25 protein-coding genes and 1 tRNA gene are annotated in these 22,306 nt (G+C 59.7%); 14 read left to right on the top strand and 12 right to left on the bottom strand.

The window, feature by feature from the left end; translation table 11 throughout:
- Positions 1-8: 8 nt before the first annotated feature.
- From ACXHRN_RS20485 to ACXHRN_RS20475, 3 genes are read left to right on the top strand one after another with little or no spacing between them, the layout of a single operon-like run.
- Positions 9-563, top strand: coding sequence for a DUF3489 domain-containing protein (locus ACXHRN_RS20485; RefSeq protein WP_488638144.1), 555 nt, complete (start codon positions 9-11; stop codon positions 561-563).
- Entirely contained in the window at positions 563-1,078 is a 516-nt protein-coding gene (locus ACXHRN_RS20480; RefSeq protein ID WP_488638143.1) for a DUF2924 domain-containing protein, read from the top strand. Before ACXHRN_RS20485 ends, ACXHRN_RS20480 begins: the two co-directional genes overlap by 1 nt.
- Positions 1,075-2,790: a recombinase family protein gene (locus ACXHRN_RS20475; protein WP_488641961.1), complete on the top strand. Its 1,716-nt coding sequence runs from the start codon at positions 1,075-1,077 to the stop codon at positions 2,788-2,790. The genes ACXHRN_RS20480 and ACXHRN_RS20475 overlap by 4 nt, the downstream gene beginning before the upstream one ends.
- A 262-nt stretch (positions 2,791-3,052) precedes the next feature.
- Here the strand turns inward: ACXHRN_RS20475 and ACXHRN_RS20470 are convergent.
- A tRNA-Ala gene (locus ACXHRN_RS20470) sits at positions 3,053-3,128 on the bottom strand.
- 147 nt (positions 3,129-3,275) lie between these two features.
- A complete protein-coding gene (locus ACXHRN_RS20465; RefSeq protein ID WP_488638142.1) occupies positions 3,276-3,668 on the bottom strand; it encodes a TIGR02300 family protein in 393 nt (130 codons plus the stop codon).
- 403 nt (positions 3,669-4,071) lie between these two features.
- Between ACXHRN_RS20465 and aroA the strand changes: the two genes are divergently transcribed.
- The 3 genes from aroA to ACXHRN_RS20450 all read left to right on the top strand — a co-directional run bounded on the left by aroA (position 4,072) and on the right by ACXHRN_RS20450 (position 6,551).
- Positions 4,072-5,418, top strand: a complete 1,347-nt coding sequence (aroA, locus tag ACXHRN_RS20460; RefSeq protein WP_488638141.1) for a 3-phosphoshikimate 1-carboxyvinyltransferase — start codon at positions 4,072-4,074, stop codon at positions 5,416-5,418.
- A gap of 134 nt (positions 5,419-5,552) precedes the next feature.
- On the top strand, positions 5,553-6,167 hold the full coding sequence (locus ACXHRN_RS20455) for a glutathione S-transferase family protein (RefSeq protein WP_488638140.1): 615 nt from the start codon (positions 5,553-5,555) through the stop codon (positions 6,165-6,167).
- 3 nt (positions 6,168-6,170) lie between these two features.
- Positions 6,171-6,551, top strand: a complete 381-nt coding sequence (locus ACXHRN_RS20450; protein WP_488638139.1) for a VOC family protein — start codon at positions 6,171-6,173, stop codon at positions 6,549-6,551.
- Here the strand turns inward: ACXHRN_RS20450 and ACXHRN_RS20445 are convergent.
- Together ACXHRN_RS20445 and ACXHRN_RS20440 are read right to left on the bottom strand one after the other, a co-directional pair.
- Positions 6,548-7,378 (bottom strand): SHOCT domain-containing protein, encoded by an 831-nt coding sequence (locus tag ACXHRN_RS20445; protein WP_488638138.1) that lies wholly within the window; start codon positions 7,376-7,378, stop codon positions 6,548-6,550. The genes ACXHRN_RS20450 and ACXHRN_RS20445 overlap by 4 nt on opposite strands.
- A 101-nt stretch (positions 7,379-7,479) precedes the next feature.
- Positions 7,480-8,403 carry a LysR family transcriptional regulator gene (locus tag ACXHRN_RS20440; protein WP_488638137.1) on the bottom strand — a complete coding sequence of 308 codons (924 nt, stop codon included), beginning with the start codon at positions 8,401-8,403 and terminating at the stop codon, positions 7,480-7,482.
- 159 nt (positions 8,404-8,562) lie between these two features.
- Here ACXHRN_RS20440 and ACXHRN_RS20435 point away from each other — a divergent pair, with 159 nt between their 5' ends.
- Complete coding sequence (locus tag ACXHRN_RS20435; RefSeq protein WP_488638136.1) at positions 8,563-9,312, top strand: SDR family oxidoreductase; 750 nt, start codon at positions 8,563-8,565, stop codon at positions 9,310-9,312.
- Positions 9,313-9,402: 90 nt separating this feature from the next.
- Here the strand turns inward: ACXHRN_RS20435 and ACXHRN_RS20430 are convergent, their stop codons facing one another.
- Positions 9,403-9,885: a VOC family protein gene (locus ACXHRN_RS20430; protein WP_488638135.1), complete on the bottom strand. Its 483-nt coding sequence runs from the start codon at positions 9,883-9,885 to the stop codon at positions 9,403-9,405.
- Positions 9,886-10,108: 223 nt separating this feature from the next.
- Here ACXHRN_RS20430 and ACXHRN_RS20425 point away from each other — a divergent pair, with 223 nt between their 5' ends.
- Positions 10,109-10,306 carry a hypothetical protein gene (locus tag ACXHRN_RS20425; RefSeq protein WP_488638134.1) on the top strand — a complete coding sequence of 66 codons (198 nt, stop codon included), beginning with the start codon at positions 10,109-10,111 and terminating at the stop codon, positions 10,304-10,306.
- Positions 10,307-10,377: 71 nt separating this feature from the next.
- Here the strand turns inward: ACXHRN_RS20425 and ACXHRN_RS20420 are convergent, their stop codons facing one another.
- Positions 10,378-10,929, bottom strand: a complete 552-nt coding sequence (locus ACXHRN_RS20420; protein WP_488638133.1) for a c-type cytochrome — start codon at positions 10,927-10,929, stop codon at positions 10,378-10,380.
- Between the two features lie 151 nt (positions 10,930-11,080).
- On the opposite strand from ACXHRN_RS20420, the gene ACXHRN_RS20415 reads away from it, so the two are divergent.
- Genes ACXHRN_RS20415 through ACXHRN_RS20405 form a run of 3 tightly spaced genes read left to right on the top strand, consistent with a single transcriptional unit; the run spans position 11,081 to position 12,984 of the window.
- Entirely contained in the window at positions 11,081-11,830 is a 750-nt protein-coding gene (locus tag ACXHRN_RS20415; protein WP_488638132.1) for a 3-deoxy-manno-octulosonate cytidylyltransferase, read from the top strand.
- A gap of 36 nt (positions 11,831-11,866) precedes the next feature.
- Positions 11,867-12,721 carry a prephenate dehydratase gene (locus ACXHRN_RS20410; RefSeq protein WP_488638131.1) on the top strand — a complete coding sequence of 285 codons (855 nt, stop codon included), beginning with the start codon at positions 11,867-11,869 and terminating at the stop codon, positions 12,719-12,721.
- A gap of 26 nt (positions 12,722-12,747) precedes the next feature.
- Positions 12,748-12,984, top strand: coding sequence for an Lrp/AsnC ligand binding domain-containing protein (locus ACXHRN_RS20405; protein ID WP_488638130.1), 237 nt, complete (start codon positions 12,748-12,750; stop codon positions 12,982-12,984).
- A gap of 201 nt (positions 12,985-13,185) precedes the next feature.
- Here the strand turns inward: ACXHRN_RS20405 and ACXHRN_RS20400 are convergent, their stop codons facing one another.
- Positions 13,186-13,515, bottom strand: coding sequence for a hypothetical protein (locus ACXHRN_RS20400; RefSeq protein ID WP_488638129.1), 330 nt, complete (start codon positions 13,513-13,515; stop codon positions 13,186-13,188).
- Positions 13,516-13,637: 122 nt separating this feature from the next.
- Between ACXHRN_RS20400 and ACXHRN_RS20395 the strand changes: the two genes are divergently transcribed.
- Both ACXHRN_RS20395 and ACXHRN_RS20390 read left to right on the top strand, forming a co-directional pair.
- Positions 13,638-14,264, top strand: coding sequence for a ribonuclease D (locus tag ACXHRN_RS20395; RefSeq protein WP_488638128.1), 627 nt, complete (start codon positions 13,638-13,640; stop codon positions 14,262-14,264).
- A 434-nt stretch (positions 14,265-14,698) separates the two neighbouring features.
- Positions 14,699-15,241, top strand: coding sequence for a DUF1697 domain-containing protein (locus ACXHRN_RS20390; RefSeq protein ID WP_488638127.1), 543 nt, complete (start codon positions 14,699-14,701; stop codon positions 15,239-15,241).
- A gap of 3 nt (positions 15,242-15,244) precedes the next feature.
- Here the strand turns inward: ACXHRN_RS20390 and ACXHRN_RS20385 are convergent, their stop codons facing one another.
- A complete protein-coding gene (locus ACXHRN_RS20385) occupies positions 15,245-15,625 on the bottom strand; it encodes a nuclear transport factor 2 family protein (RefSeq protein ID WP_488638126.1) in 381 nt (126 codons plus the stop codon).
- A gap of 67 nt (positions 15,626-15,692) precedes the next feature.
- On the bottom strand, positions 15,693-16,028 hold the full coding sequence (locus ACXHRN_RS20380) for a DUF6665 family protein (protein WP_488638125.1): 336 nt from the start codon (positions 16,026-16,028) through the stop codon (positions 15,693-15,695).
- A gap of 176 nt (positions 16,029-16,204) precedes the next feature.
- Here ACXHRN_RS20380 and ACXHRN_RS20375 point away from each other — a divergent pair, with 176 nt between their 5' ends.
- A complete protein-coding gene (locus ACXHRN_RS20375; protein WP_488638124.1) occupies positions 16,205-17,953 on the top strand; it encodes a hypothetical protein in 1,749 nt (582 codons plus the stop codon).
- 159 nt (positions 17,954-18,112) lie between these two features.
- Here ACXHRN_RS20375 and rpsA read toward each other — a convergent pair whose 3' ends face one another.
- The 3 genes from rpsA to ACXHRN_RS20360 all read right to left on the bottom strand — a co-directional run bounded on the left by rpsA (position 18,113) and on the right by ACXHRN_RS20360 (position 22,305).
- Positions 18,113-19,813 (bottom strand): 30S ribosomal protein S1, encoded by a 1,701-nt coding sequence (rpsA, locus tag ACXHRN_RS20370; RefSeq protein WP_488638123.1) that lies wholly within the window; start codon positions 19,811-19,813, stop codon positions 18,113-18,115.
- A gap of 95 nt (positions 19,814-19,908) precedes the next feature.
- Positions 19,909-20,565, bottom strand: coding sequence for a (d)CMP kinase (cmk, locus tag ACXHRN_RS20365; RefSeq protein ID WP_488638122.1), 657 nt, complete (start codon positions 20,563-20,565; stop codon positions 19,909-19,911).
- Between the two features lie 207 nt (positions 20,566-20,772).
- Positions 20,773-22,305, bottom strand: a complete 1,533-nt coding sequence (locus ACXHRN_RS20360) for a DUF1254 domain-containing protein (protein ID WP_488638121.1) — start codon at positions 22,303-22,305, stop codon at positions 20,773-20,775.
- Position 22,306: the final 1 nt, after the last annotated feature.

Genomic DNA, 22,306 nt, shown 5'->3' with positions numbered 1-22,306 from the left:
AGACGCATATGTCGATCATTACAGATATCGGAAAAACAGTCCGCAGCCGTATTGTTGGGGAGAGGGGCGATACACCGCAAGGGCACGTAAGGTCGGAAAGGAATGCTGCGGTGTCTGCGCCTGTCGAACCGACTAAGAGCCGACTGCGGCACGCTGCGCGACGCAGCGTGGGAGCCGACAATGGGGAGCAGGCTGGCCCTGCTCAACAAATCGGCGAGACCCCTTATCGCCAGGCTTCGGAGACAGCGGTTGTGCCCGAGGCGACGACCAAAAGCGACACGGTGCTTCATCTGCTGAGGCAACCCGATGGCGCGAGCCTCGCAGATCTCATGTCAGCAACGTCTTGGCAACGGCATTCGGTCCGTGGCTTCCTCTCCGGCACGGTGCGCAAGAAGCTTGGCCTCAATCTGATCAGTGACATCCCCGTCGGTGGCGACCGACGCTACCGAATCCCGTCTGTTGCCGGTGCAGAGGGTTCTCCCCCAATCGACGCTACGGTACTACTTGGCCTGCCGTCGACCACCGACGCTGTTGATCCTCTAACTGACAGCGTGGTGGGCTGATGGCGCGGGTAACAATTGTAGACAGGGTCGCCGCACTTGGCGACCTATCCCGATCGGCACTGACGGATCTGTGGCTCAAGCAGTATGGCGTCGCTCCGCCGCTGGGAATGCGACAGCCTCAACTGTTGCGCGCCGCCGCGTATCATCTTCAGGAGAAGCAGATCGGTGGACTGTCTCTGGCCGGCAAACGCCTCCTTAAGGCCGCTGTGAAGCGCGTTTCACAAAAGTCGAGGACTGCCGGTGAAGATGCGCCTGCTTTTATTGCTGGGGTATCGAATGGGGCCACACAGGGCGAGGATACGTCACCAACCGCTAAAGCACGCCGCTCGCCTCCGCTCCACACAACTCCACTGCCCGGCTCTCGGCTGATCCGGGAATGGAATGGCCGACGCTATGTCGTGGAAGTGGTCACGCAAGGCTTCGTCATGGATGGCAAGACCTATCGCTCACTGAGCGCTATCGCCTTCAGGATCACAGGCACCCATTGGTCCGGTCCGAGGTTCTTCGGCCTATGAGCGAGAACAAGAAACTCCGCTGTGCGATCTACACCCGCAAATCAAGCGAAGAGGGGCTCGATCAAACCTTCAATTCGCTGGATGCCCAACGTGAAGCCTGTGCGGCCTATATCGCCTCGCAGGCCAGTCTTGGATGGCGATTGGTCCCGGAATATTATGACGATGGCGGGATATCGGGTGGCACGCTGGAGCGGCCGAGCATCCAGCGACTGCTTCAGCGCATCAAGGATGGCAAGATCGATGTGGTGGTCGTCTATAAGATCGACCGTCTCACCCGGTCGCTGACGGACTTCGCCAAGCTGGTAGACGTGTTCGACGGACATGCCGTGTCGTTCGTCTCCGTGACGCAGCAGTTCAATACCACGACGTCGATGGGGCGGCTGACCCTCAATGTGCTGTTGTCCTTTGCCCAATTCGAACGCGAGGTGACGGCCGAACGTATTCGCGACAAGATCGCCGCCTCAAAGCAGAAGGGAATGTTCATGGGCGGTCGCATCCCGCTCGGCTATCGTCTCGAAAATCGGAAGCTGCTGATCGATGAGGTGGCCGCCAATCATGTTCGGTATCTGTTTGACCGATATCTCCAACTCCGCTCGGTCAGCGATCTCGCCAGGGAGATCAACGCTCGTGCGAAGGTGCCAACCGGGCAGGGAGCGCAAGCCGCAGGATCGCCGCCCCACAAACCCATGAGCCGCGGTCACCTACGGCACGTGCTGGCCAATCCCATCTACATCGGCAAACTCCGGCATCGAGACAAGATCTACGATGGAGAACATCAAGGCATCGTTGCGCCCGAGGTCTTCCGAGAGGTCCACACGCTTCTGGCTGATAAGGCACCGGAGAGGCGCAGCCGAACCAACATTCTCGACGTCCATCCATTGATCGGATTGGTGTTCGACGAGACGGGAGATCGGCTTGCGCCGAACCACGCGCACAATCACGGCAAGCGATATCGCTACTATATCTCCAGTCGTCTTCGTGATGCCGGGAGAGGCGAGAAAAGCGGCTGGCGATTATCCGCAAATGAACTTGAGTCGATCGTCCTGCAACAGGCAAGAGAGGTGTTGCACGATCGTCCGAGGCTCTCGGAGTGGCTCGAACATTACATCCCCGCCGGTGAGATCGAGCGTGGTTTGACGGCGGCATCGGACATGGTGCAAGCGTTGAGAGATGACGTGAGCGCCATAGGTCAGAAGCAGATCCTGCAAACACTGTTCGAACGCATCACGCTGTCGTCGACTGGCATTCGATTCTCTATACGCCGTCATGCACTGATTCGACATCTGCTGTCGGCCATCGGCTTACCGGCAATGGCCGACGAAGGATCCCCATCCGAACACCTGGATGCTGAGATCGTCATGATCGAGCGGCCGATGGCGATCAAGCGGCGGGGCATTGAATCGCGCATCGTGATCAATGGAGCCGCCGGACGAGAACCGGCCCCCATGCTTGTCGATCTGATCGCAAGAGCCCATCACTATCTCAATCGGCTGACCGATGGTTCGGTGTCCTCGATTGCCGAACTGGCAACTGAGCTGTCGGTGCATCGTGCCGATATCAGCCGCATTCTGCCGCTGGCGTGTTTGTCGCCAGCTATCACCGAAGCGATCCTGACCGGTCGTCAGCCCGTCGATCTCACTGCGAGGACGTTGTCGCGTCTCATCGACATTCCGCCGGCCTGGGTGGATCAGGCCCAGGCGCTAGGCATATAAGCTGTCGCACGACTCCCGGATATCTCACTCTAAGATTCATACGTTGAAGAGCGCCGACCCTGCTTCGGCGCTCTTTGCTATCGACCCCGGCAAAACAAGTGGTCGCGGAAATGGCGCGACAGAGACTGAGGCCTGAAAAGCCAGAAAAACGGAGAGACAAGCTGGAAAGTGGCCACTCAGATAGCCAGACACGCCGCTAACCCACGGAAATGTCGCGTCTCTTTCGAGAGGCTCAAAATAACTGGTTCGTCGCTGGAAAATTTGGTGGAGCTAAGCGGGATCGAACCGCTGACCTCTTGCATGCCATGCAAGCGCTCTCCCAGCTGAGCTATAGCCCCATCCGTCCCGTTTCCGGGTGGTGGTCACCGCGCTTGGTTGGCGTCGGTGGCGGGTACTTACTTCTGCTTATTGACAATGGCAAGCAGGAAATTCGATCCGGCCAGATTTTTTTGAGCGGTTGCTCATCTGGCCGGAGCGGGAATGGATCAGACTTCGTCTTCGTCGCCCGGTACGCCGATCAGGTCGGCCATATCGTCGTCATCTTCGTCTTCGTCCTGCTCGAGGAACGTGTCGTCGTCGTCATCGCCGATATCGACCTCGTCATCGCCCAGATCCGGGATGTCCTCGCCGCCGGCTGCTTCGTCGTCGGCTTCCTCCAGCGAGACCAGCTCGACTTCGGTGCTTTCGGTATCGACTTCCGGCACTTCTTCCTCTTCCTGGGCCTTTTCCATGACCTTGGCGGCAGAGGTCTCTTCGAAGAAGGACAGCGGATAGGACTTGCCCGTATAGGGCGACACGACCGGATCCTTGTTCAGATCGTAGAATTTCTTGCCCGTTTCCGGATCGATGCGTTTTGTGCCAAGTTCAGTTTTTGCCACTTCAAAGACCTCTTGATTGATAAGCCGTCCGATGTGTCAGAGGCGGCGGGCCGGACAACCGGCCGATGATGAAAATCAGAGCAAGCCCCTTAGCGATGTTGACCGGCTCTGTCAAAGCCTAAGTTCGCACTGCGGCGGGAGTTGCAACAAATGCAACTTTTCCAGCGATTCTCAGGAGCTGTCGGAAGGTCATAGGCGATCTGAAATCTGAGGCAACTATTGGATAACAGGGACTTCGGCAAAAAGCTTTCACAAAGTCAGTGTTTTGAGAAGTTGCATTAAACGCGACTAATCCTGATGACCTCGAAAAGTCTTTGTGTTAACGAGCGGCCAATCGGACGAGGGGGATGTCTGTCAGCGCTCCCGATGCCAACTGAACGCAGTCTCTCGAAGGGCCTTTTCCATGTCGCATAGTGGCACTCCGGCGCCGGCAACCGCCAGAAAATCCGAAAATCTCAAGGGCACCGTGCGCATCCCCGGCGACAAGTCGATCTCGCATCGCTCCTTCATGTTCGGTGGCCTGGCTGCCGGCGAGACGCGCATCACCGGCCTGCTCGAAGGCGAGGATGTCATCAATACCGGCCGTGCCATGTCGGCCATGGGCGCAAAAATCGAAAAGGTCGGTGACACCTGGATTATCCAAGGCACCGGCAATGGCGCGCTCTTGGCACCTGAGGCGCCTCTCGACTTCGGCAATGCCGGCACCGGCTGCCGCCTGACGATGGGCCTGGTGGGCGTCTATGACTTCGCCTCGACCTTCGTCGGCGATGCCTCGCTGTCCTCGCGCCCGATGGGCCGCGTGCTGAACCCGCTACGCGAGATGGGCGTGCAGGTCGAGGCTGCGGCTGGTGACAAGCTGCCGGCGACGCTGCGCGGACCGAAGACGCCAAACCCGATCACCTACCGCGTGCCGATGGCCTCGGCCCAGGTCAAGTCCGCCGTGCTGCTGGCTGGCCTCAACACGCCCGGCATCACCACGGTCATCGAGCCGATCATGACCCGCGACCATACCGAAAAGATGCTGCAGGGTTTTGGCGCCAATCTCACGGTCGATACCGATGCCGCTGGCATCCGCACCATCCGGCTGGAAGGCCGGGGCAAGCTCACCGGCCAGGTCATCGACGTGCCGGGCGATCCCTCGTCGACCGCGTTTCCGCTGGTCGCTGCACTGCTGGTGCCGGGCTCCGACGTCACCATCATCAACGTGCTGATGAACCCGACGCGCACGGGCCTGATCCTGACATTGCAGGAAATGGGCGCCCGCATCGAGGTCATGAATGCCCGCAGCGCCGGCGGCGAGGATGTCGCCGACCTTCGCGTCCAGTATTCCGAGCTCAAGGGTGTCTCGGTGCCGGCCGATCGCGCGCCGTCGATGATCGACGAATATCCGGTGCTGGCTGTCGCCGCCTCGTTTGCCGAGGGCAAGACGGTCATGGACGGGCTTGAAGAGCTGCGCGTCAAGGAATCCGACCGTCTGGCGGCAGTCGCCCGTGGGCTGGAGCTCAATGGCGTCGCCTGCGAGGAAGGCGAGACCTCGCTGGTCGTCCACGGCGTGCCCGGCGGCAGGGGCCTCGGCAATGCCAGGGGCGAGGCGGTCAAGACCCATCTCGACCACCGCATCGCTATGAGCTTCCTGGTCATGGGCCTTGCGGCTGAAAACCCGGTCACTGTGGATGATGCACGCATGATCGCCACCAGTTTTCCGGAATTCATGGATCTGATGACCGGCCTCGGCGCCAATATCGGCTGAGCGCGAGATGGCCGGACCCGCGGCGGCCATACGATCAGGCTCTGGCGGTATCAGGGATGAGAAGGCTGGCTGACAGGCCGGATGTTTCTGCTATAAATCCGCGCAGCAAAACACCATTTTCCCAAGGAGCCAATATGCTGAAACTCTTCTATGCGCCCGGCACCTGTGCTCTCGCTTCACGCATCGCGCTTGAGGATGCTGGCGCTGAGTACGAAATTGTTCGCGTCGATTTCAGCAAGCAGGAGCAGAGGAGCCCTGACTATCTCAAGATCAACCCAAAGGGCCGCGTGCCGGCGCTGTCGACCGGCAAAGGTATTTTGACCGAGACGGCCGCGATTCTCAGCTACATCGCCCAGACCTTTCCCGATGCGCGGTTGGCGCCGTTGGACGACGCGTTCGCCTTTGCAGAAATGCAGGCGTTCAATTCCTACCTTGCCTCTACCGTGCATGTGAATCATGCCCATGGTCGCCGTGGGGCACGCTGGGCCAATGATGAGATTTCCCTGGCGGATATGAAGCGCAAAGTGCCGGAAACCATGGCTGCGGCGATGGAGTTGATCGAGCATGGCATGCTGGAAGGACCGTGGGTTCTGGGTGAAAACTACACGGTGGCAGATCCCTACCTCTTCACCATAGCGGGCTGGCTGGAGGGCGACGGCGTCGATATCGATACTCTGCCGCGCATAAAAGACCACATGCAGCGCATGTCCGCGCGCGAGAGCGTCAGGCGCGCGCTTGCGGAGATGTAACCGATGATCACCGGCCTGGACCACGTGGTGCTGACCGTCCGGAGCATCGAGCGCAGCTGCGATTTCTACATGCGTGTTCTTGGCATGGAAATGCAAACCTTTGGCGAGGGCAGGGTGGCGCTGGTTTTTGGCCAGCAGAAATTCAATTTGCATGAGGCGGATGGCGCGCCGCTTCTGCCGCGGGCGCGCAATCCGGTGGCGGGCGGAGCGGATTTCTGCCTGACAACAGACCTAGATCCTGATGAAGTCATGCGGCGACTTGCAGCGCAGGGCGTCGCGGTCGAACTCGGCCCGGTGGATCGCACCGGCGCACGCGGAGAAATGCGCTCTGTCTACATTCGCGACCCCGACGACAATCTGGTCGAGATCGCCAAATATCCCTAAAGTCGACCGAGCAGGTCGGCCTTCTTGGTGCTGAATTCTTCGTCGGTGAGGATTCCCTTGGCATGAAGGGCCGCAAGGCGCTCGATCTTGTCGAAGATATCCTCATCGCGCGCAACGGTCGCCTTGGAGGCGGGCTGCATTGGCTCGGGTTCGGCATGGATGGCAGCGCTTGTCGTGAAGGTCGTCGGTTCCGGTTCCACAGCCTTCGTCATCTCCGCCTCAGCCTCGCCGGGCTGGACGATCTCGAGATCTGCAACGCGCACCAGCCCATATTGCGACGTGAAGCTCAGCGACTGGTCTCCGCCCTGCTGCTGCGAGAAGCCGCCGATCTGGTGATCGCGTGTGTCGTAGACAGTGGTGCGCCCACCGATATTGATCGCCAGCCTGTGCGTCGAGGGAAAGAAGGCATAGCGAAGATCGTTCTGGGCACCGGTCGAGGCAGCATGCCCCAGCTCTTCCGGCCACCAGTTGCCCGAGGAAAATCCGCCCGGCACGAACAGGCTGACGCCACCACCCTGATATTGCGATTGCGACTGGTTGGGCTGTGCCGGCAGATGCAGGTGGGCGCTGCGGGCGAGACCGGCCAGCTCCGTGCATAGTCCGTCGACTTTAGCCTTCAGCCCATTGTTGAACATGTCGCCGACCATGGTCATGCCGCCTTGCGACCATTGGCCCATGCCGCCGAGATCCGGATGGTTGAATTGCGCCTGCGTCGTCTGCCCGGCGATAACAGCCATCAGCAGATGCTCGACAGCGTCGAGGCTGACGCCGTAGCGCATGGCGATGTCATTCAGGGCCTGACGTCCCTCGTCGGTGAGTTTTCTCATCGTGCTCGCCCTTTGCTTCGCCCTTTTCGCCGCGCACGGCACTGGTTAGGAGACGTAGCATGTGAGGTTGCTGGACGATAGGGCGGCCTTGCGCTTCGACATTAGAGGACATGGTCCCAATAGGGCGGAGAGCCGAAGGCGGATCGCAGGTGATCGGCCAGCGCCCGGAGTTTTGCCGAGGGGTGCCGACCATCCGGATGGGCGATGAAAATGAATTCCTCTTCCGGCCGCATGCCGACGTCAACGAGCTGCAAGTCGCCCGCCTTCAGCGCTGGCCCGGCGATGAACATTGGCAGCAGCGCGATGCCGAGCCCGGCAATCGCCGCATCGCGGATCATGTCGCCATTGTTGAGCCCGAGGCCGAGCCGTCCCCGCACCACGACAGCATCTTCGCCGCCACCTGATCCGGCAGGCCGGGGAAACCGCCAGTCGGCAGCGCCGCGATTGGTGTAGAAAATGCCTTTATGACCGGCCAATTCATCGATCGAAGTCGGCGAGCCATTGGCCGCGATGTAGGCAGGCGAGGCGACCAGCACACGACGGCTGGGTGCCAGCCGCCAGGCCATCAAACGAGAATCAAGGATCGGCCCATTGCGGACCACTGCATCAAAACCGCCCGAACTCGCATCCACCCGGCGATCATCCAGATCGAGCGTCAGCTCGATGTCGGGATACCGGGCGAGAAACGGATAAAGCGCCGGCCCCAGATGCAGCCGTCCAAACGTAACCGGCGCCGAGATCCGCAACGGCCCGATCATGGCGCCGCGACGCTCGGCGAGATCGGCTGCCGCTGTGTCGACATCCCTGGTGATGCGTTGTGCGCGTTCCAGGAACGCGATGCCATCCTCGGTCAGCGTCAGTTTTCGCGTTGTCCTGTGCAGCAGCGTCGTACCGAGTGTCTTTTCCAGATCCGCCAGCCTTTCGCTGATTACAGATTTTGATAACCTCAGCCGGCGTGCCGCCTCGCTGATGGACCCGGATTCAGTTGTGGCGACAAAAGCAGCAATGCCTTCCAGCTTCATCATTGTTCGGATATCCCGGAAAGCAGTTCCATTATTTGCAGACTAATCCGAACGAGAAGAAAAAGCCATATTCACCTCAAGCAAACGGCCCGGCGGGCAACAGCCAGGAGCGAGCCGGGTTTTGCCAGAGAAACAACAGATTGAAAGAAAAGGAATATCACCATGTCACGCCTTGCAAATAAAACAGCCCTCATCACCGGCGGCACCAGCGGCATCGGCCTTGAAACGGCCCGTCAGTTCATCGCCGAAGGCGCGCGCGTCGCCATCACCGGCACCAATCCCGTCACCATCGAAGCTGCCCGTGCCGCGCTCGGCGACAATGTGCTGATAATCCGTGCCGACGCCAGCAATGTGGCCGAGCAGAAGAACGTTGCCGATGCCATCGAGAAAGCCTTCGGCAAGCTCGACATTCTGTTCGTCAATGCGGGTATCGCCGATCTCCGTCCGGTGGAAGCATGGGACGAAGCCGGCTTCGACCGTTCTTTCGCCACCAACGTCAAGGGTCCCTATTTCCTGGTCCAGGCGTTGCTGCCGATCCTGAGCAATCCCGCCTCGATCGTGCTCAACACGTCGGTTAACGCCCATGTCGGCATGCCGACATCGAGCGTCTACGGCGCCACCAAGGCGGCGCTGCTGTCGCTCGCGCGTACACTGTCGGGCGAATTGATCGGCCGCGGTATCCGGGTGAATGCCGTCAGCCCCGGCCCGATCTCGACGCCGCTCTATGGCAAGCTCGGCCTCTCGGAAGCCGATACCAAGGCGATGGCGGCTGGTGTGTTGGCTCAGGTGCCGGCAGCGCGTTTCGGCAACGCATCGGAAATTGCCAAGGCCGTGATTTTTCTCGCATCGGATGAAGCCTCCTTCACCGTCGGTGCGGAAATCATGATCGATGGTGGCATGGGCACGCTTTAAAGCGGAGCAAGAGGTGCTGATCTCGCCGCAGGCCCTAGGCCCGGATCGAGATCAGCCCTGCCATCCACAGCCGTTCTCAAGACCTAAAGTCTATTGCCTGACGCCGGAGGAGGTCCCTCCATACGCTGCCTCGATCGCAGCGATATCGATCTTCTTCATCTTCATCATCGCGTCCATGGCGCGGCCGGCGCCGGCCTTGTCCGGTCCGGACAGCGACTTGAGCAGCGCCCGTGGCACGATCTGCCAAGAAATGCCGAACTTGTCCTTCAGCCAGCCGCATTGGCTTTCAGCGCCGCCGTCGGCAGTCAGAGCGTTCCAGAGACGGTCGGTTTCGGCCTGGTCGTCGGTATGCACCACGATCGAGGCGAATTCGCTCGGCTTGAAGTGCGGCCCGCCATTCAGCGCCTGATAGGGCACGCCATCGAGTTCGAAATCGACGACGAGCGGTTCGCCGCCTTGCGTCTGTCCAAAATTGGTAAGGATCCTCGAATTCGGAATCAGCGACGTGTAGAGTTTGGCGGCGTCCGCGCCCTTGTCGTCGAACCAAAGGCAGGTGGAGATCTTGCTGGGCATCAGGTCCTCCCTGGTGTTTCACGCATGCTTGGATGGCCAATGCCATGCATCGGCTCCAGCACGATAGGGGCGGGCAACGCCCGGGTAAACCCCGCGATCACAGCCACCCTGACAGATTCCGGCAGCATCAAACCCCAAATCTCTCGCCCGCATGAGCACTGCTGACAGGATATCGAATGGCCGTGCGCTAGGGTCACTCAGCATGTACTTGAGGAGATCGGAAATGCTCTATCAACATCGCAAGACGACCAGTGCAAGACGCATTGCAGACCGGCTGTGGCACGCATACGCATTCACGCTGAAGACAGTCTGGCAGCGTCATCTGAACGCGCGCAGCCTCAACAATCTCAGTGCCGTTGATCTCAAGGATCTAGGCCTTCGCCGCAATCCAGGCGGCGGCTATTGGCACCGGGATTCATAGCAGCCGCCATTAAGGACATGAATCAAAAAGCCCGGTGAACCGGGCTTTTTTATCTGCAATGGCAGAAGATACTACTTGGCCGGCAGCGGCAGCGGGCTGTCCGACTTGGTGTTGAGATAGGCGATGATGCTGGCGCGCTCGTCGTCCTTCTTGTCGCCGGCAAAGCCCATCGCGGTCCCCTTGATGTACTTCTTCGGCGCCGTCAGGAAGTGGTTGAGATGATCGAAGCTCCAGGCTTCCTTACCACCCTGCGAAAATTCCTTGATCGGCGTGGAATAGCCAAAATCGGCGAGATGGGCGATCGGACGGCCTACGACGCCATAAAGGTTCGGGCCGACCTTGTTGCCCGCGCCTTTCTCGGCGCTATGACAGCTCATGCATTTCTTGAAGAGCACTTCGCCCTTGGCCGGATCGGCCTTGGCCATCAGTTCGGCAATCGGCACTTCGACCGGCGCGGCTTCTGCACTGGTATTGGCATCCGTGGGTTCTGCAGCAACGATTTCAAAACCGGGCTTCTCGGGATTTTCCGAGTGGAAAAGACCTTCCGATGCAATCGAAACGGATAGGACCACGAATACCGTCGCCAGCAACGCGCCCACACCCATATTCATATAAGAATTCATATGTTCAAGCTCCCCTTACCACCCGAAGCCCTCCGGGCCATCTTGAAATCGCGCGGAACCTATGTCTTTTGGGGTTAAAGTGCAACCACAATCCACCGTTCCTTGGTGAGACCAATTGACACTATTTGCTAAGGAAATTGAAGGGCCTTCGATGACGAATCCGAGTTTAGACAACACCTTGATCCTTATTCCTGCCCGTATGGCATCCACCCGTTTGCCCGGAAAACCACTCGCCGATATTGGAGGTGTTCCAATGATCGTTCAGGTTGCGCGGCGCGCCGCCGAATCAGGGCTGGGTCGGGTGACCGTTGCTGTCGACCATCAGGATATCCTCGATGCCGTCCGCAATGCCGGTTTTGAGGCGGTGATGACCAAAGTCAGCCATCAATCCGGATCGGACCGAATCTTCGAAGCGCTCGGCCATGCCGACCCCGATGGCCGCGCCGAATTCATCGTCAATGTGCAGGGCGATCTGCCGACCATCGAGCCGGAAACCATCCGTGCCAGTCTGAGGCCGCTCGACAACGCCGCAACCGATATCGCCACTCTTGGCGTCGAGATCACCGACGAACACGAAAAGACCAATCCGAACGTTGTCAAGATCGTCGGGTCGCCGATCGCCGATAGTCGACTGCGCGCACTCTATTTCACCCGCGCCACCGCGCCCTATGGCAATGGCCCGCTCTACCACCACATCGGCCTCTATGCCTATCGTCGTGCGGCGCTCGAGCGTTTCGTGTCGCTCGCACCATCGGTGCTGGAAAAGCGCGAGTCACTTGAGCAACTCAGGGCACTTGAAGCAGGTTTCCGGATCGACGCTGAAATCGTTGACTCGGTGCCGCTGGGCGTCGATACTCCCGCCGACCTCGAAAAGGCCCGGGCAATCCTTGCCGGAAAATAGAAATACAATAACGAATTCAGGGCGAAAGCATCTCCGATGATTACCAAGACCAACCGCATCGCTTTCCAGGGTGATTTCGGCGCCAACTCCGATATGGCCTGCCGCGACCAGTTTCCCGAACTGTCGCCGCTGCCATGCGCCACCTTCGAGGACGCTTTGATGGCGGTGGACAGCGGCGATGCCGACCTCGGCATGATTCCGATTGAGAACACGCTGGCCGGCCGCGTTGCCGACATCCACCTGTTGCTGCCCGAGTCGCGACTGCATATCATCGGCGAGTATTTCATGCCCATCCGCTTCCAGCTGATGGTGCTGCCGGGCGTCAAGAAGGAAGAGATCCGCACCGTCCACAGCCACATCCACGCGCTGGGCCAATGCCGTCGCATCGTGCGTATGAACGGCTGGAAGGCGATCGTCGCTGGCGATACGGCCGGTGCCGCCAAGATGGTGTCGGAGGAGCAGGATCGCTCGATGGCGGCGCTTGCGCCGCGTCTTGCCGCCGATCTCTACGGTCTCGAGATCCTCGAGGAGAATGTCGAGGATTCCGAAAACAATGTCACCCGCTTCGTCGTGCTGTCCCGCGACCGGATCGTGCCGGCCCGCCATTCGGCCGATGAGAAGATAGTCACCACCTTTGTGTTCAATGTCCGCAACATTCCCGCCGCGCTCTACAAGGCGATGGGCGGCTTTGCCACCAACAACATCAATATGACCAAGCTCGAAAGCTACCAACTGGGCGGCAAGTTCGTGGCGACGCAGTTCTATGCCGATATCGAGGGTCATCCCGACGATGAAAACGTCAAGCATGCCATGGACGAGCTGAAGTTCTTCTCGACCGAAGTCAGGGTGCTCGGCACCTACCGCGCGCACCCGATGCGCGACATGTTCTGATCCAGAGAATTTGAAAGGAAACGCCGATGAAATGCGTTTTTATCCAGCTTCAATGCCGCCCGGGCACCGCCTATGACGTCGCCGATCAGGTCTATCAGCGCGAGATTGCTTCGGAGATCTATTCGACCAGCGGCGAGTTCGACCTGCTGATCAAGCTCTACATTCCCGAAGAGCAGGATATCGGCCACTTCATCAATAATAACGTCCTGAATATCGAGAACATTTCGCGATCGCTGACCACGATGACGTTCAAGGCGTTTTAGGCCTTTACGGATGAGGCCCCCCTCATCCGGCGCTGCGCGCCACCTTCTCCCCGTTGGGGAGAAGACATATCTGCTTTAGCCGACGTGCCTAAGACGGTCAGGCATGAAGTGGGGAGCAGCCCGGAAATGGTCTCCCTCCTCTTCTCCCCAGCGGGGAGAAGGTGGCCGAAGGCCGGATGAGGGGGTCTTAAATCTCAGTGCTCAAAACCCGTCCGACGTCCACGGCTTGTAATATTCCTTGCTCTTCTTCCACTCGATTTCATTCGGGGGTCGCGTGGATCTCGCAACGATGCCGTCATTGTCGCATTCGTAGACCCGGTAGCCCAGGCCGTTGCGCCATGTTTTCGGCCACTGCCTTTCGATATCCGATGTGCAGTTGGCTTGCGCCTGTTTGTCGATCTGGCCGGGCACCTTTACGCCGGGGAGATCCTTGAAGGGCGTGTCGTCCTTGGCGCTTGCAGATGACAATGCGCCCGCCGCCAGCAGGGCTGCAACAGCCAGTGTTGGAAGCCGCAAACCGTTGCCTGTCATCGTTCACCTCGCAATCTTCAGAATATAGTGTCGCCTGGTTGGCGGTGAAGGCCGCTCCGCTATTTTTATTTCGCGCCATATCGACTATAGCCCATTCAACCATTGCACTTTCAGGATTCCCCATGACCAGCACCATCCGCCTGCACAAGGGCGACATTTCCCCAACCGATGCTCTCCGTTACACCGGCGCCATTGCCATCGACACCGAAACCCTCGGCCTCATTCCCCGTCGCGACCGGCTGTGTGTCGTGCAGCTTTCGCCCGGCGATGGCACGGCCGACGTGATCCAGATCGCCAAGGGCCAGACCGAAGCGCCCAATCTGGTGGCCATGCTCGCCGATCAATCGCGCGAGAAGATCTTCCATTTCGGCCGCTTCGATATCGCGGTGCTGTTTCACACCTTCGGCGTCACCACATCGCCGGTGTTCTGCACCAAGATCGCTTCGCGCCTGACCCGCACCTACACGGATCGCCACGGCCTCAAGGACAATCTCAAGGAACTGCTGGAGATCGACATTTCCAAGGTGCAGCAGCAGTCCGACTGGGCCGCTGAAACGCTCAGCCAGGCACAGCTCGAATATGCGGCCTCCGACGTGTTGAACCTGCATGCATTGCGCGACAAGCTGACAGCACGCCTTGAGCGCGACGGCCGCGTCGAGATCGCCAAGGCGTGCTTCGAATTCCTGCCGACCCGCGCCAAGCTCGATCTCTTGGGCTGGGAAGAAACCGACATCTTCGCCCACAGCTGATGGTTAGTCTGGGGCGGCTGCCTCCGTGGGCGAGCCGCCGCTGCAGATATGTGATTACCTCAGGGCTAACCCTGGTTCGTGCAATTTGCGCCTGGCGGAGGATTGCTGCCGACTGCGCATCCGTTTGCGACCTGCTGCGAAACCCCAGGCGTACCATAGTCGCTGCCGCCATTGCCGGCTGCATAGACCGTGGCGGACAGTACAAGGACGAGGGCTGACGCGAGAGCAGCAAGCTTTGAGAAGGTAGAGGACATGGTGAACTGTTTCCTTATCACGTTGGAACTGGTCGCCATCTCATAAATAACACATGATGGCCGTTAGTTGGTTCAGCTTAGACGTGCGCTCGCGATAAAGTGATCGGAGCCCGCCGGCGAGGATATGACGAGTTAGAGTGGGCGCGCTGCTACAAGCTCCGCAGCCTGAGGAGCGGACCTATGACCGACAATGTCTACATTGCGCTCCTTCGCGGCATCAATGTCGGGGGCAAGGTCCTGAAGATGGCTGATCTCAAAGCGGCTATCTCCGATCTCGGTTTCGAGGATGCAAAGACCTACCTGCAAAGCGGCAATCTGGTGTTTCGCACCAAAAAAACAGCCGAGCCAGCACTTGCCTCGGCTATCTCCAAGGCAATCGCGGACAAATGTAGCGTCGATGTTCATGTCATCGTCTGCGACCACAAAGCCTGGGCTGAACTCATCGCCCACAATCCGTTCCCCGTGGCCGCCGAAAACCCGAAGATCGTGCATGCTTTCATCCTCGACAAGCAGCCTGAAAAACAGCGGTGCGAGGATTTCGCGGTCCGCGATTTCGGGCGGGATGAGTGGAAGATCATCGGCGACACCCTCTACATGCATACGCCGGATGGCTTCGGCAAATCGAAGCTGGCTTTGGCTGTCGAGCGAGGGCTGAAGGTGCCGATGACGGCACGAAACTGGAATACCGTGCTCGCGCTTGATGCGATGGCGAAGGACCTTTGACCCCTATTCACCCGGTTCGATAAAGCCGCCGTCGGCCGCCTGATGAGGGATATCCCACCCGAAATAAACCTCCGCCTCGATGATCATGCCATCTCGAATGGTCAGGATCTCGGTGTTTCGGAATTGCGTACCGCGCGCGGTGCGGCCTTCATAGGTGACGAAAACACGGTCACCATCCGCCACTGTATAGATGAAGTCGAAGCCGGACAGGCTCTCGCTATTGGGCCAGCATCGCTCGAAATAGGCCGCGCGGTCCAGCCGATTGTCGAGCGGACTGGTGAAGTGGAAGTCTTCTGCGATCAGCGCTTCGAGCGCCGCCCTGTCCTTGTTGACATAGGCGAGGTAGCTGGATTGGGCGATGCTTACGGGGTCGTGCTGCATCATGGCGTTCCGCCGTTGCCTAGGTTCATTGCTGCAACAATGATGATCAGCAAGATTGGTTCCGGAAAGCTCAGGATCCGTCCTTTTCAGGAACACGCCGGACAACGCCCAATCTGGCAATGACCGAGCCGGGAACGCCGTAGCGGGCAATGACGTCCTTGCCGTTTCTCAGTCCGCAGATCTCCCGCTGGACGAACAGCGCATAGACCTGCATTGCGGCCTCATCCGTCAGCGCCTCTCGTGTCTCATCGGTGGCCTCGGCCAGCTTGGCCAGCGCGGCTTCCGCCTTCAGCCCGGCACGGCCGAGACTGTCGGCCCGCTCTGCCATGAGTTCATACTCGAAGACGTTGAGGGGGGATTTGCCGGAGGCATTGTCGAGATAGGAGCTTGGCGGGCGGAGTGTCATCTCAACGATTTGCTTCGGATTAGGGAAATCTTAACCACACTTACTTAGTCTACTATCAAATATAGGCTTTCCCAGGCGCAATGCCAATCGCGCCGGTTCGTTTTCGACAGGAGAGCCAAGGGTCGCATGAGCGGCCTCTTTCCCTCATGTCCTGTCCATCAGCAGCGAGCGATCCCATGCTGGCCCCCATTTCATCGGCAACCGTCGCCCCCGCATCGATCAAAACCCATGGTTCCGAAACGAGAACCGCGGCTGGACAACAGTCGACCGAGGTCAATCCCGACGCGCCCGAAAGTCATGCGCCCCACGCCGCACCCACTATCGGCCTTTCCGGCAGCACCGTTCTGTCGAATGTCAATGCGGTCACGGCGACGGCAGCGAGCAGAACCGTCCTGCAGCTGCTCGCCTTTGCCATCGCTGCACAGGTCAACATTTCCAAACGAGCCGATGAAAGCCTCGACGCCTTTTTCCTCAGGCTTGCGACGACGTTGACCAACATGAGCGATACGGACCGCGCATCGATCGAACAGCGCTCCGGTCTCAAGGCGCTCAACATCCGGCTGACCGATCTGGTCGAGGCGCTCAAATCTCCGGAAGGGCCGAATGCAGCGCGGCTCGTGGCGATGGCCGAAGCGCCGCGCACGCCGTTTGCCCGCTTTGCAGCAACCGCCGCCACCAACTCCTATCTCCAGGAAGGGCAGGGCGCCACGCGCTCGGCCGAGGCATTTTCAATCGAAGCCACTGTCCGTTCCAACGAAAGCGGTCTTGCACCTGCAAATTCCAACGACGGCGCGCGTGGTCTGCAGAGCCAGCTGAAGGCGTGGTTCGAACCCGGAGCTACGGCAGCCGAGGTTTCAACGCCCAAGGAGCCGTTGGCCGAGGTTGGTGAGGCTCTCGGACTCGAACTCGCCGATGAACAGCTTGATCCAGTCGATGCGCCCGACGCCGCTGAACATTCGGCCGAAACGGTCGATGAAAGTATCGCCAGAGCCGATGTCATCGAGAATGTAGTGGATGCAGTCACTGAGCCGGCAGAGGTAATCTCCGACATTATCGCCGACGAGACGCGGACATTTGACGTCGTCGTGGTGGCGGAAACGCCAATTGAGCAGGCCATTTTGCCGGAGTCGGATCTCCCGACAATCTCGGCGGCGCCAGTTGCCGAGGCCAATCCGCAGCCACAGCCAGTAGGCGAAGAGCCTGCAGCCGCCGACCTTCCCGATATGTCGGGTGCTGCCCGCACAGAGAAGCTGCTGGACAGCCGTCAGGCCGAAAAACTCCTTGTCGCCGACCGTCGCGTCGAGACGCTGCTGACGCTCAAGGGCTTCGCCGAAGTTGCTGTTGTCGAGCAGCAGCCCAACCACATCGTCAGCCAGCCGGATCCCACCGATCCCTGGCGGCGGCATGCCGTGGGTAACGACAGCCCCGCTGCGGTGGTGCAGGAGGCGCTTGCAAAGATCGAAAAGGCAGTGGCATCGGCAACCCATGCAATCCATCGCCAGAGCCCGCAACCAGTCCAGCCCGCTGACGCCGATGAGAGTGCGGAAGCAGCGATCGGCCGCCAGGCAGCTGCCGAACAGGAAAAGGGCGCTGGCCAGCGTGTCGCCACGGCGGAGATACATCTGCCGGCCAAGACCGCGGTCAATCCCGAGCTGGTGCCATTTGCCTATGCGCCGCTGCAGCCGGCCAAGGATGAGTTCGAAACGAAGGCTTTGGAAGACGAACGCCATCAGGATGATGCAGACGACGAAGCCGATGGCGAGCAGGCCGAGACCGGCGATGAACGCCGCGAGCGTCTCGCCCGCAAGGCGACCGACGACCTGTTGAATGCCGAACCGGAAGAGCCGCAGACCATTCCGATCTCGCGAGATTCCTCCGAATCCGATCGCGCCTACGCCATGTATCAGCGCTTGGGTGGGTTCTAACCCGAGCATGTCGCCCAAAAGTGTGCCGCGGTTTTGGGACGACGACATGCTGGACAAATGAAAGTTACAGCTGGGCTGGCGTTAGGGGGCTGCGCCGCCCAAAAAGAAACCCGCCGGTGCGCACCGGCGGGTTTCTTATTTCAGATCGAAGTGCTTGGCTTATTCGCCGCGGTTCTTCAGAGCCGCGCCGAGGATGTCGCCGAGCGAAGCGCCGGAGTCGGACGAACCAAACTGTGCGACGGCTTCCTTCTCTTCAGCGATCTCGAGAGCCTTGATCGACAGCTGAACCTTGCGATCCTTCTTGGAGAAGTTGGTGACGCGGGCGTCGACAACCTGACCAACCTGGAAACGCTCGGGGCGCTGTTCATCACGGTCGCGCGAAAGGTCGGCGCGGCGGATGAAGGAGGTGAGCTCTTCGTGGTTGACGAGCTTCACTTCGATGCCACCATCGTTGATCGCAGTGATTTCGCACGAAACGACGGCGTTCTTGCGCAGGTCACCAGAGGTGGCTGCATCGCCAACGGCGTCCTTGCCGAGCTGCTTGATGCCGAGCGAGATGCGTTCCTTTTCGACGTCCACATCGAGAACGACAGCCTTGACGACGTCGCCCTTGTTGAACTCTTCGATGACCTGTTCGCCCGGACGGTTCCAGTCGAGGTCGGAGAGGTGGACCATGCCGTCGACGTCGCCGTCGAGACCAATGAACAGGCCGAATTCGGTCTTGTTCTTGACTTCGCCTTCAACGACGGTGCCAGCCGGATGCGCATTGGCGAAGGATTCCCAAGGGTTGTCGAGGGTCTGCTTCAGGCCGAGCGAGATGCGGCGCTTGGACGGATCGACTTCGAGAACGACGACGTCGACTTCCTGCGTGGTGGAGAGAATCTTGCCCGGATGGACATTCTTCTTGGTCCAGGACATTTCGGAGATGTGGATCAGGCCTTCGATGCCCGGCTCCAGCTCGACGAATGCGCCGTAATCGGTGATGTTGGTAACCGTGCCGGTGATCTTCTTGCCGGTCGGGTACTTCGCACCGATATCGCCCCAAGGATCGGACTCGAGCTGCTTCATGCCGAGCGAGATACGATGGGTTTCCTGGTTGATGCGGATGATCTGAACCTTGACCTGCTGGCCAATGTTGAGGATTTCCGAGGGGTGGTTGACGCGACGCCATGCCATGTCGGTGACATGCAGCAGGCCGTCGATGCCGCCGAGATCGACGAATGCGCCGTAATCGGTGATGTTCTTGACGACACCCTCGACAACCTGGCCTTCTTCGAGGTTCTGGACGATTTCCGAACGCTGTTCAGCGCGGGATTCTTCAAGAACGGTGCGGCGCGAAACGACGATGTTGCCGCGACGCTTGTCCATCTTGAGGATTTCGAACGGCTGCGGAACATGCATCAGCGGGGATACGTCGCGGATCGGACGAATGTCGACCTGCGAGCGCGGCAGGAAGGCAATGGCGCCGTCGAGATCGACGGTGAAGCCACCCTTGACCTGGTTGAAGATCACGCCTTCGACGCGTTCGCCGGCGTTGAACTTGACTTCGAGCTTGATCCAGCTTTCTTCGCGGCGAGCCTTCTCGCGCGACAGAACAGCTTCGCCCATCGCATTTTCGATGCGCTCGACATAGACTTCGACTTCATCGCCAACCTTCAGCGTGCCGTCCTTGGCGCGCGCACCGAATTCCTTCAGCGCGATGCGGCCTTCGACCTTGAGACCGACATCGACGATTGCCATGTCCTTCTCGATGCCGGTGATGATGCCCTTGGTGACGTAGCCTTCGGCCAGGTCAACCTTGGAAAAGGATTCTTCGAGGAGGGACGCGAAGTCCTCCTTCAGGGAATTTGCTGCGGACATTGGTTCTCCAAATGGGCGGCGATAGTTCTGCCGCCAATGCGCCGGGGGTTAAGTGTTGAACATGGGCCTTTCGCGAACCGGCCCTGTTAAGAGGGCTATTCCGGCGCGCGGTGCGCGAAAGCATCCCGTTCCAGCACGGCGTCGATTTTCACCTTCGCTGCCTGGAACGCGGCCTCTATACCCATTTTGGACGTATCAATCAAGTGCGCATCTTCAGCCGGTTTCAAAGGGCTGTCGGCACGGCCCATGTCGCGTGCATCACGCTTGCGGATATCGGCCAAAACCGTGTCGAAATCTGCCTTTCCGCCGCCGGCAAGGATCTCTTCGTGGCGGCGTCCGGCGCGCACTTCGGGCGATGCGGTGATGTAGAGTTTCACCTCGGCATCAGGGCAGACGACGGTGCCGATATCGCGGCCGTCGAGCACGGCTCCCGGCTCGCGATGGGCAAACGCCCGCTGCGCCTCGACCAGTGCCTTGCGCAACTCGGCCATGACGGCAATCTTGGAAGCGGCTTCACCGATATCGTGGGCGGAAAGCACGGTCCGATCAAGGCCGGCAAGTTCGATATTGCGGGCAATGTCGGCGGCAACGGCCTCGTCGTCGAGCGGCAGATGCGCATCGAGCAGCGCCTTGGCGACGGCCCGATAGGTCAGGCCGGTATCGAGGTGATGGAATCCATAGGCGTCGGCAATCAGCCGTGAGAGGGTGCCCTTTCCTGCGGCAGCCGGGCCATCTATGGCAATTACAGTCATCAAAAATCCCGTCGCTGAGAATCGGATATCTCTTCGCCACACGCAAGTTTTCATAAGGAAACCGCACGTGAATGCCAAGCGATTGTGACAAAAACTTATCGTGATTGCGGGAATCGTGACGTGACCGTGACCTCAGGGCAATAGATGAGCAGCGCGCGCTTGGGAGGGGCCCGACGACTCAGATGCGCAGAACGGTCGGGCCCAGGGTCATTTCACCAGTTCGAAGTCGCCGGGCTTCCAGGATTTGTCGAACCAGGGCTCCAGTGGCGCGTAGAGCCGTAGCAGGCAATTCCAGCCTTTGCCCGGCATGGTCTGGACCCAATTGGTCTCATGGCCCTTCGGCGCCTTGGGCGCGAACCACACCGTCACGGAGCCGTCTTCATTCTTCTTGATGTCATGTTGGTTGCTGTCGATCCCGGCGAGTTTCTGGTCGGTTTCCAGGAGCGAGCGCGTCTGGTTGTCATAGACTGCGAAGGACCAGAATTGCCCGACTGGAACGGGAGCGGGCAGCGTGATCCTGTAAGTCTTGCCGCCATCGAGATAGTTGCCTTTCGAATCGCGGGCGGCAAAAGCATAGGCCGAGCCCGTGCCGGGCTTCGCATTGGCCATCGCTGGTGTTATCCCGGTCGCCATGTAGTGGAACATGGTGCGTGCATCGAGCATGCGCTCGCCATCGTTCAGGAACGCATAGCTGTTGCCGATGAAGCCGTTGTTCCAGTGCCGGTCGGGGAAGAACTTCGCCCGTGGATCTCGCGGCTCGAACGCCAAGGCGCGCGCCGTGGCATTGCCGACGGCCACCGCATCGATGAGAATCGTCTTCATCCGCTTGTCCGGCGCGAATGGTTGACCTTTCTTGATGCCGATCGAGGCGAACAACCCAACCAATTCGGGGTCGAACGCATCGCCGGGCTCGGACTGGATGACCTCGTTCAGTTCTTCGTAGAAATGGAAGGTGTTGGCATGGATGGTGTTGAATTTCATGCCCGATGTATTGATGAACGTCGTGGCCGGCGGGCTCGCGGCTGCCGACAGCGGGTAAACCTTCGCCTTGCCCGTGACGCCTTTCACCGCTGCGGCGATGTCGCCGTCCTTTACGAAGGCGCGGTAGAAGACAAGGTTCGTGTAGGTTGGCGTCTTGGTGACGAAATACCCGTCGCCAGGCAGGCTGCCGGAATAGCCCGGCGGCACGAAGAGATACTTGCCACCCTTGCCCTCATCAGGGCCGACCAGGCCCACATCCGTGACATAGCGGAAATAGGCGTCGTCGACCGGCCCGAGGACGCCAGGCGGCACTTCCACGACCACGGGGCCATCTTTCAGATCGATGCAGAAGAACACATAGACCGTGGTCGAATTGGGCGTCAGGAACAGTGAACGGGCATCGATCAGATCCTCGGTGATCCCGACGGCCTTGTTCCCAGCGATCCCGACGTCCTCCAGTCCCTTGCACGCGGCATAGGCCGAAGCCGCCGGTATGCCGCTCAGGAATGCCTCGACGCCGCGCGCGAAATCGATGTTGTCATAGACTTTTTGCACCGTGGCCTTGTCCGGGAGCCCATCGACGAATTTCAGGGTTCCGAGCCGGGTTTTCACCTTGCTTGGTGTCTGGATATAGGTAGGAACCTCGGCTTTGTATTTTGGTACATGGTGCTTTTCCGCCGCGGTGGCCTGGCCGGATCCGGCAAGAAGGCCCAGAACAAGAGCAAATCCGATTCCGACTCTGTCGATCTTGACGCGCATG

The sequence above is a fragment of the Shinella sp. OV683 genome (genome assembly GCF_057787725.1).
Note: the sequence above shows the minus strand (reverse complement) of the source record. Positions and strands in the feature narration are given on the sequence as shown.

Bases quoted from the DNA above. Each gene is read 5' to 3' on its own strand.
- ACXHRN_RS20485 (WP_488638144.1), top strand. From the start codon at position 9: ATGTCGATCATTACAGATATCGGAAAAACAGTCCGCAGCCGTATTGTT.
- ACXHRN_RS20480 (WP_488638143.1), top strand. From the start codon at position 563: ATGGCGCGGGTAACAATTGTAGACAGGGTCGCCGCACTTGGCGACCTA.
- ACXHRN_RS20475 (WP_488641961.1), top strand. From the start codon at position 1,075: ATGAGCGAGAACAAGAAACTCCGCTGTGCGATCTACACCCGCAAATCA.
- aroA (WP_488638141.1), top strand. From the start codon at position 4,072: ATGTCGCATAGTGGCACTCCGGCGCCGGCAACCGCCAGAAAATCCGAA.
- ACXHRN_RS20455 (WP_488638140.1), top strand. From the start codon at position 5,553: ATGCTGAAACTCTTCTATGCGCCCGGCACCTGTGCTCTCGCTTCACGC.
- ACXHRN_RS20450 (WP_488638139.1), top strand. From the start codon at position 6,171: ATGATCACCGGCCTGGACCACGTGGTGCTGACCGTCCGGAGCATCGAG.
- ACXHRN_RS20445 (WP_488638138.1), bottom strand. From the start codon at position 7,378: ATGAGAAAACTCACCGACGAGGGACGTCAGGCCCTGAATGACATCGCC.
- ACXHRN_RS20440 (WP_488638137.1), bottom strand. From the start codon at position 8,403: ATGATGAAGCTGGAAGGCATTGCTGCTTTTGTCGCCACAACTGAATCC.
- ACXHRN_RS20435 (WP_488638136.1), top strand. From the start codon at position 8,563: ATGTCACGCCTTGCAAATAAAACAGCCCTCATCACCGGCGGCACCAGC.
- ACXHRN_RS20430 (WP_488638135.1), bottom strand. From the start codon at position 9,885: ATGCCCAGCAAGATCTCCACCTGCCTTTGGTTCGACGACAAGGGCGCG.
- ACXHRN_RS20425 (WP_488638134.1), top strand. From the start codon at position 10,109: ATGCTCTATCAACATCGCAAGACGACCAGTGCAAGACGCATTGCAGAC.
- ACXHRN_RS20420 (WP_488638133.1), bottom strand. From the start codon at position 10,929: ATGAATTCTTATATGAATATGGGTGTGGGCGCGTTGCTGGCGACGGTA.
- ACXHRN_RS20415 (WP_488638132.1), top strand. From the start codon at position 11,081: ATGACGAATCCGAGTTTAGACAACACCTTGATCCTTATTCCTGCCCGT.
- ACXHRN_RS20410 (WP_488638131.1), top strand. From the start codon at position 11,867: ATGATTACCAAGACCAACCGCATCGCTTTCCAGGGTGATTTCGGCGCC.
- ACXHRN_RS20405 (WP_488638130.1), top strand. From the start codon at position 12,748: ATGAAATGCGTTTTTATCCAGCTTCAATGCCGCCCGGGCACCGCCTAT.
- ACXHRN_RS20400 (WP_488638129.1), bottom strand. From the start codon at position 13,515: ATGACAGGCAACGGTTTGCGGCTTCCAACACTGGCTGTTGCAGCCCTG.
- ACXHRN_RS20395 (WP_488638128.1), top strand. From the start codon at position 13,638: ATGACCAGCACCATCCGCCTGCACAAGGGCGACATTTCCCCAACCGAT.
- ACXHRN_RS20390 (WP_488638127.1), top strand. From the start codon at position 14,699: ATGACCGACAATGTCTACATTGCGCTCCTTCGCGGCATCAATGTCGGG.
- ACXHRN_RS20385 (WP_488638126.1), bottom strand. From the start codon at position 15,625: ATGATGCAGCACGACCCCGTAAGCATCGCCCAATCCAGCTACCTCGCC.
- ACXHRN_RS20380 (WP_488638125.1), bottom strand. From the start codon at position 16,028: ATGACACTCCGCCCGCCAAGCTCCTATCTCGACAATGCCTCCGGCAAA.
- ACXHRN_RS20375 (WP_488638124.1), top strand. From the start codon at position 16,205: ATGCTGGCCCCCATTTCATCGGCAACCGTCGCCCCCGCATCGATCAAA.
- rpsA (WP_488638123.1), bottom strand. From the start codon at position 19,813: ATGTCCGCAGCAAATTCCCTGAAGGAGGACTTCGCGTCCCTCCTCGAA.
- cmk (WP_488638122.1), bottom strand. From the start codon at position 20,565: ATGACTGTAATTGCCATAGATGGCCCGGCTGCCGCAGGAAAGGGCACC.
- ACXHRN_RS20360 (WP_488638121.1), bottom strand. From the start codon at position 22,305: ATGCGCGTCAAGATCGACAGAGTCGGAATCGGATTTGCTCTTGTTCTG.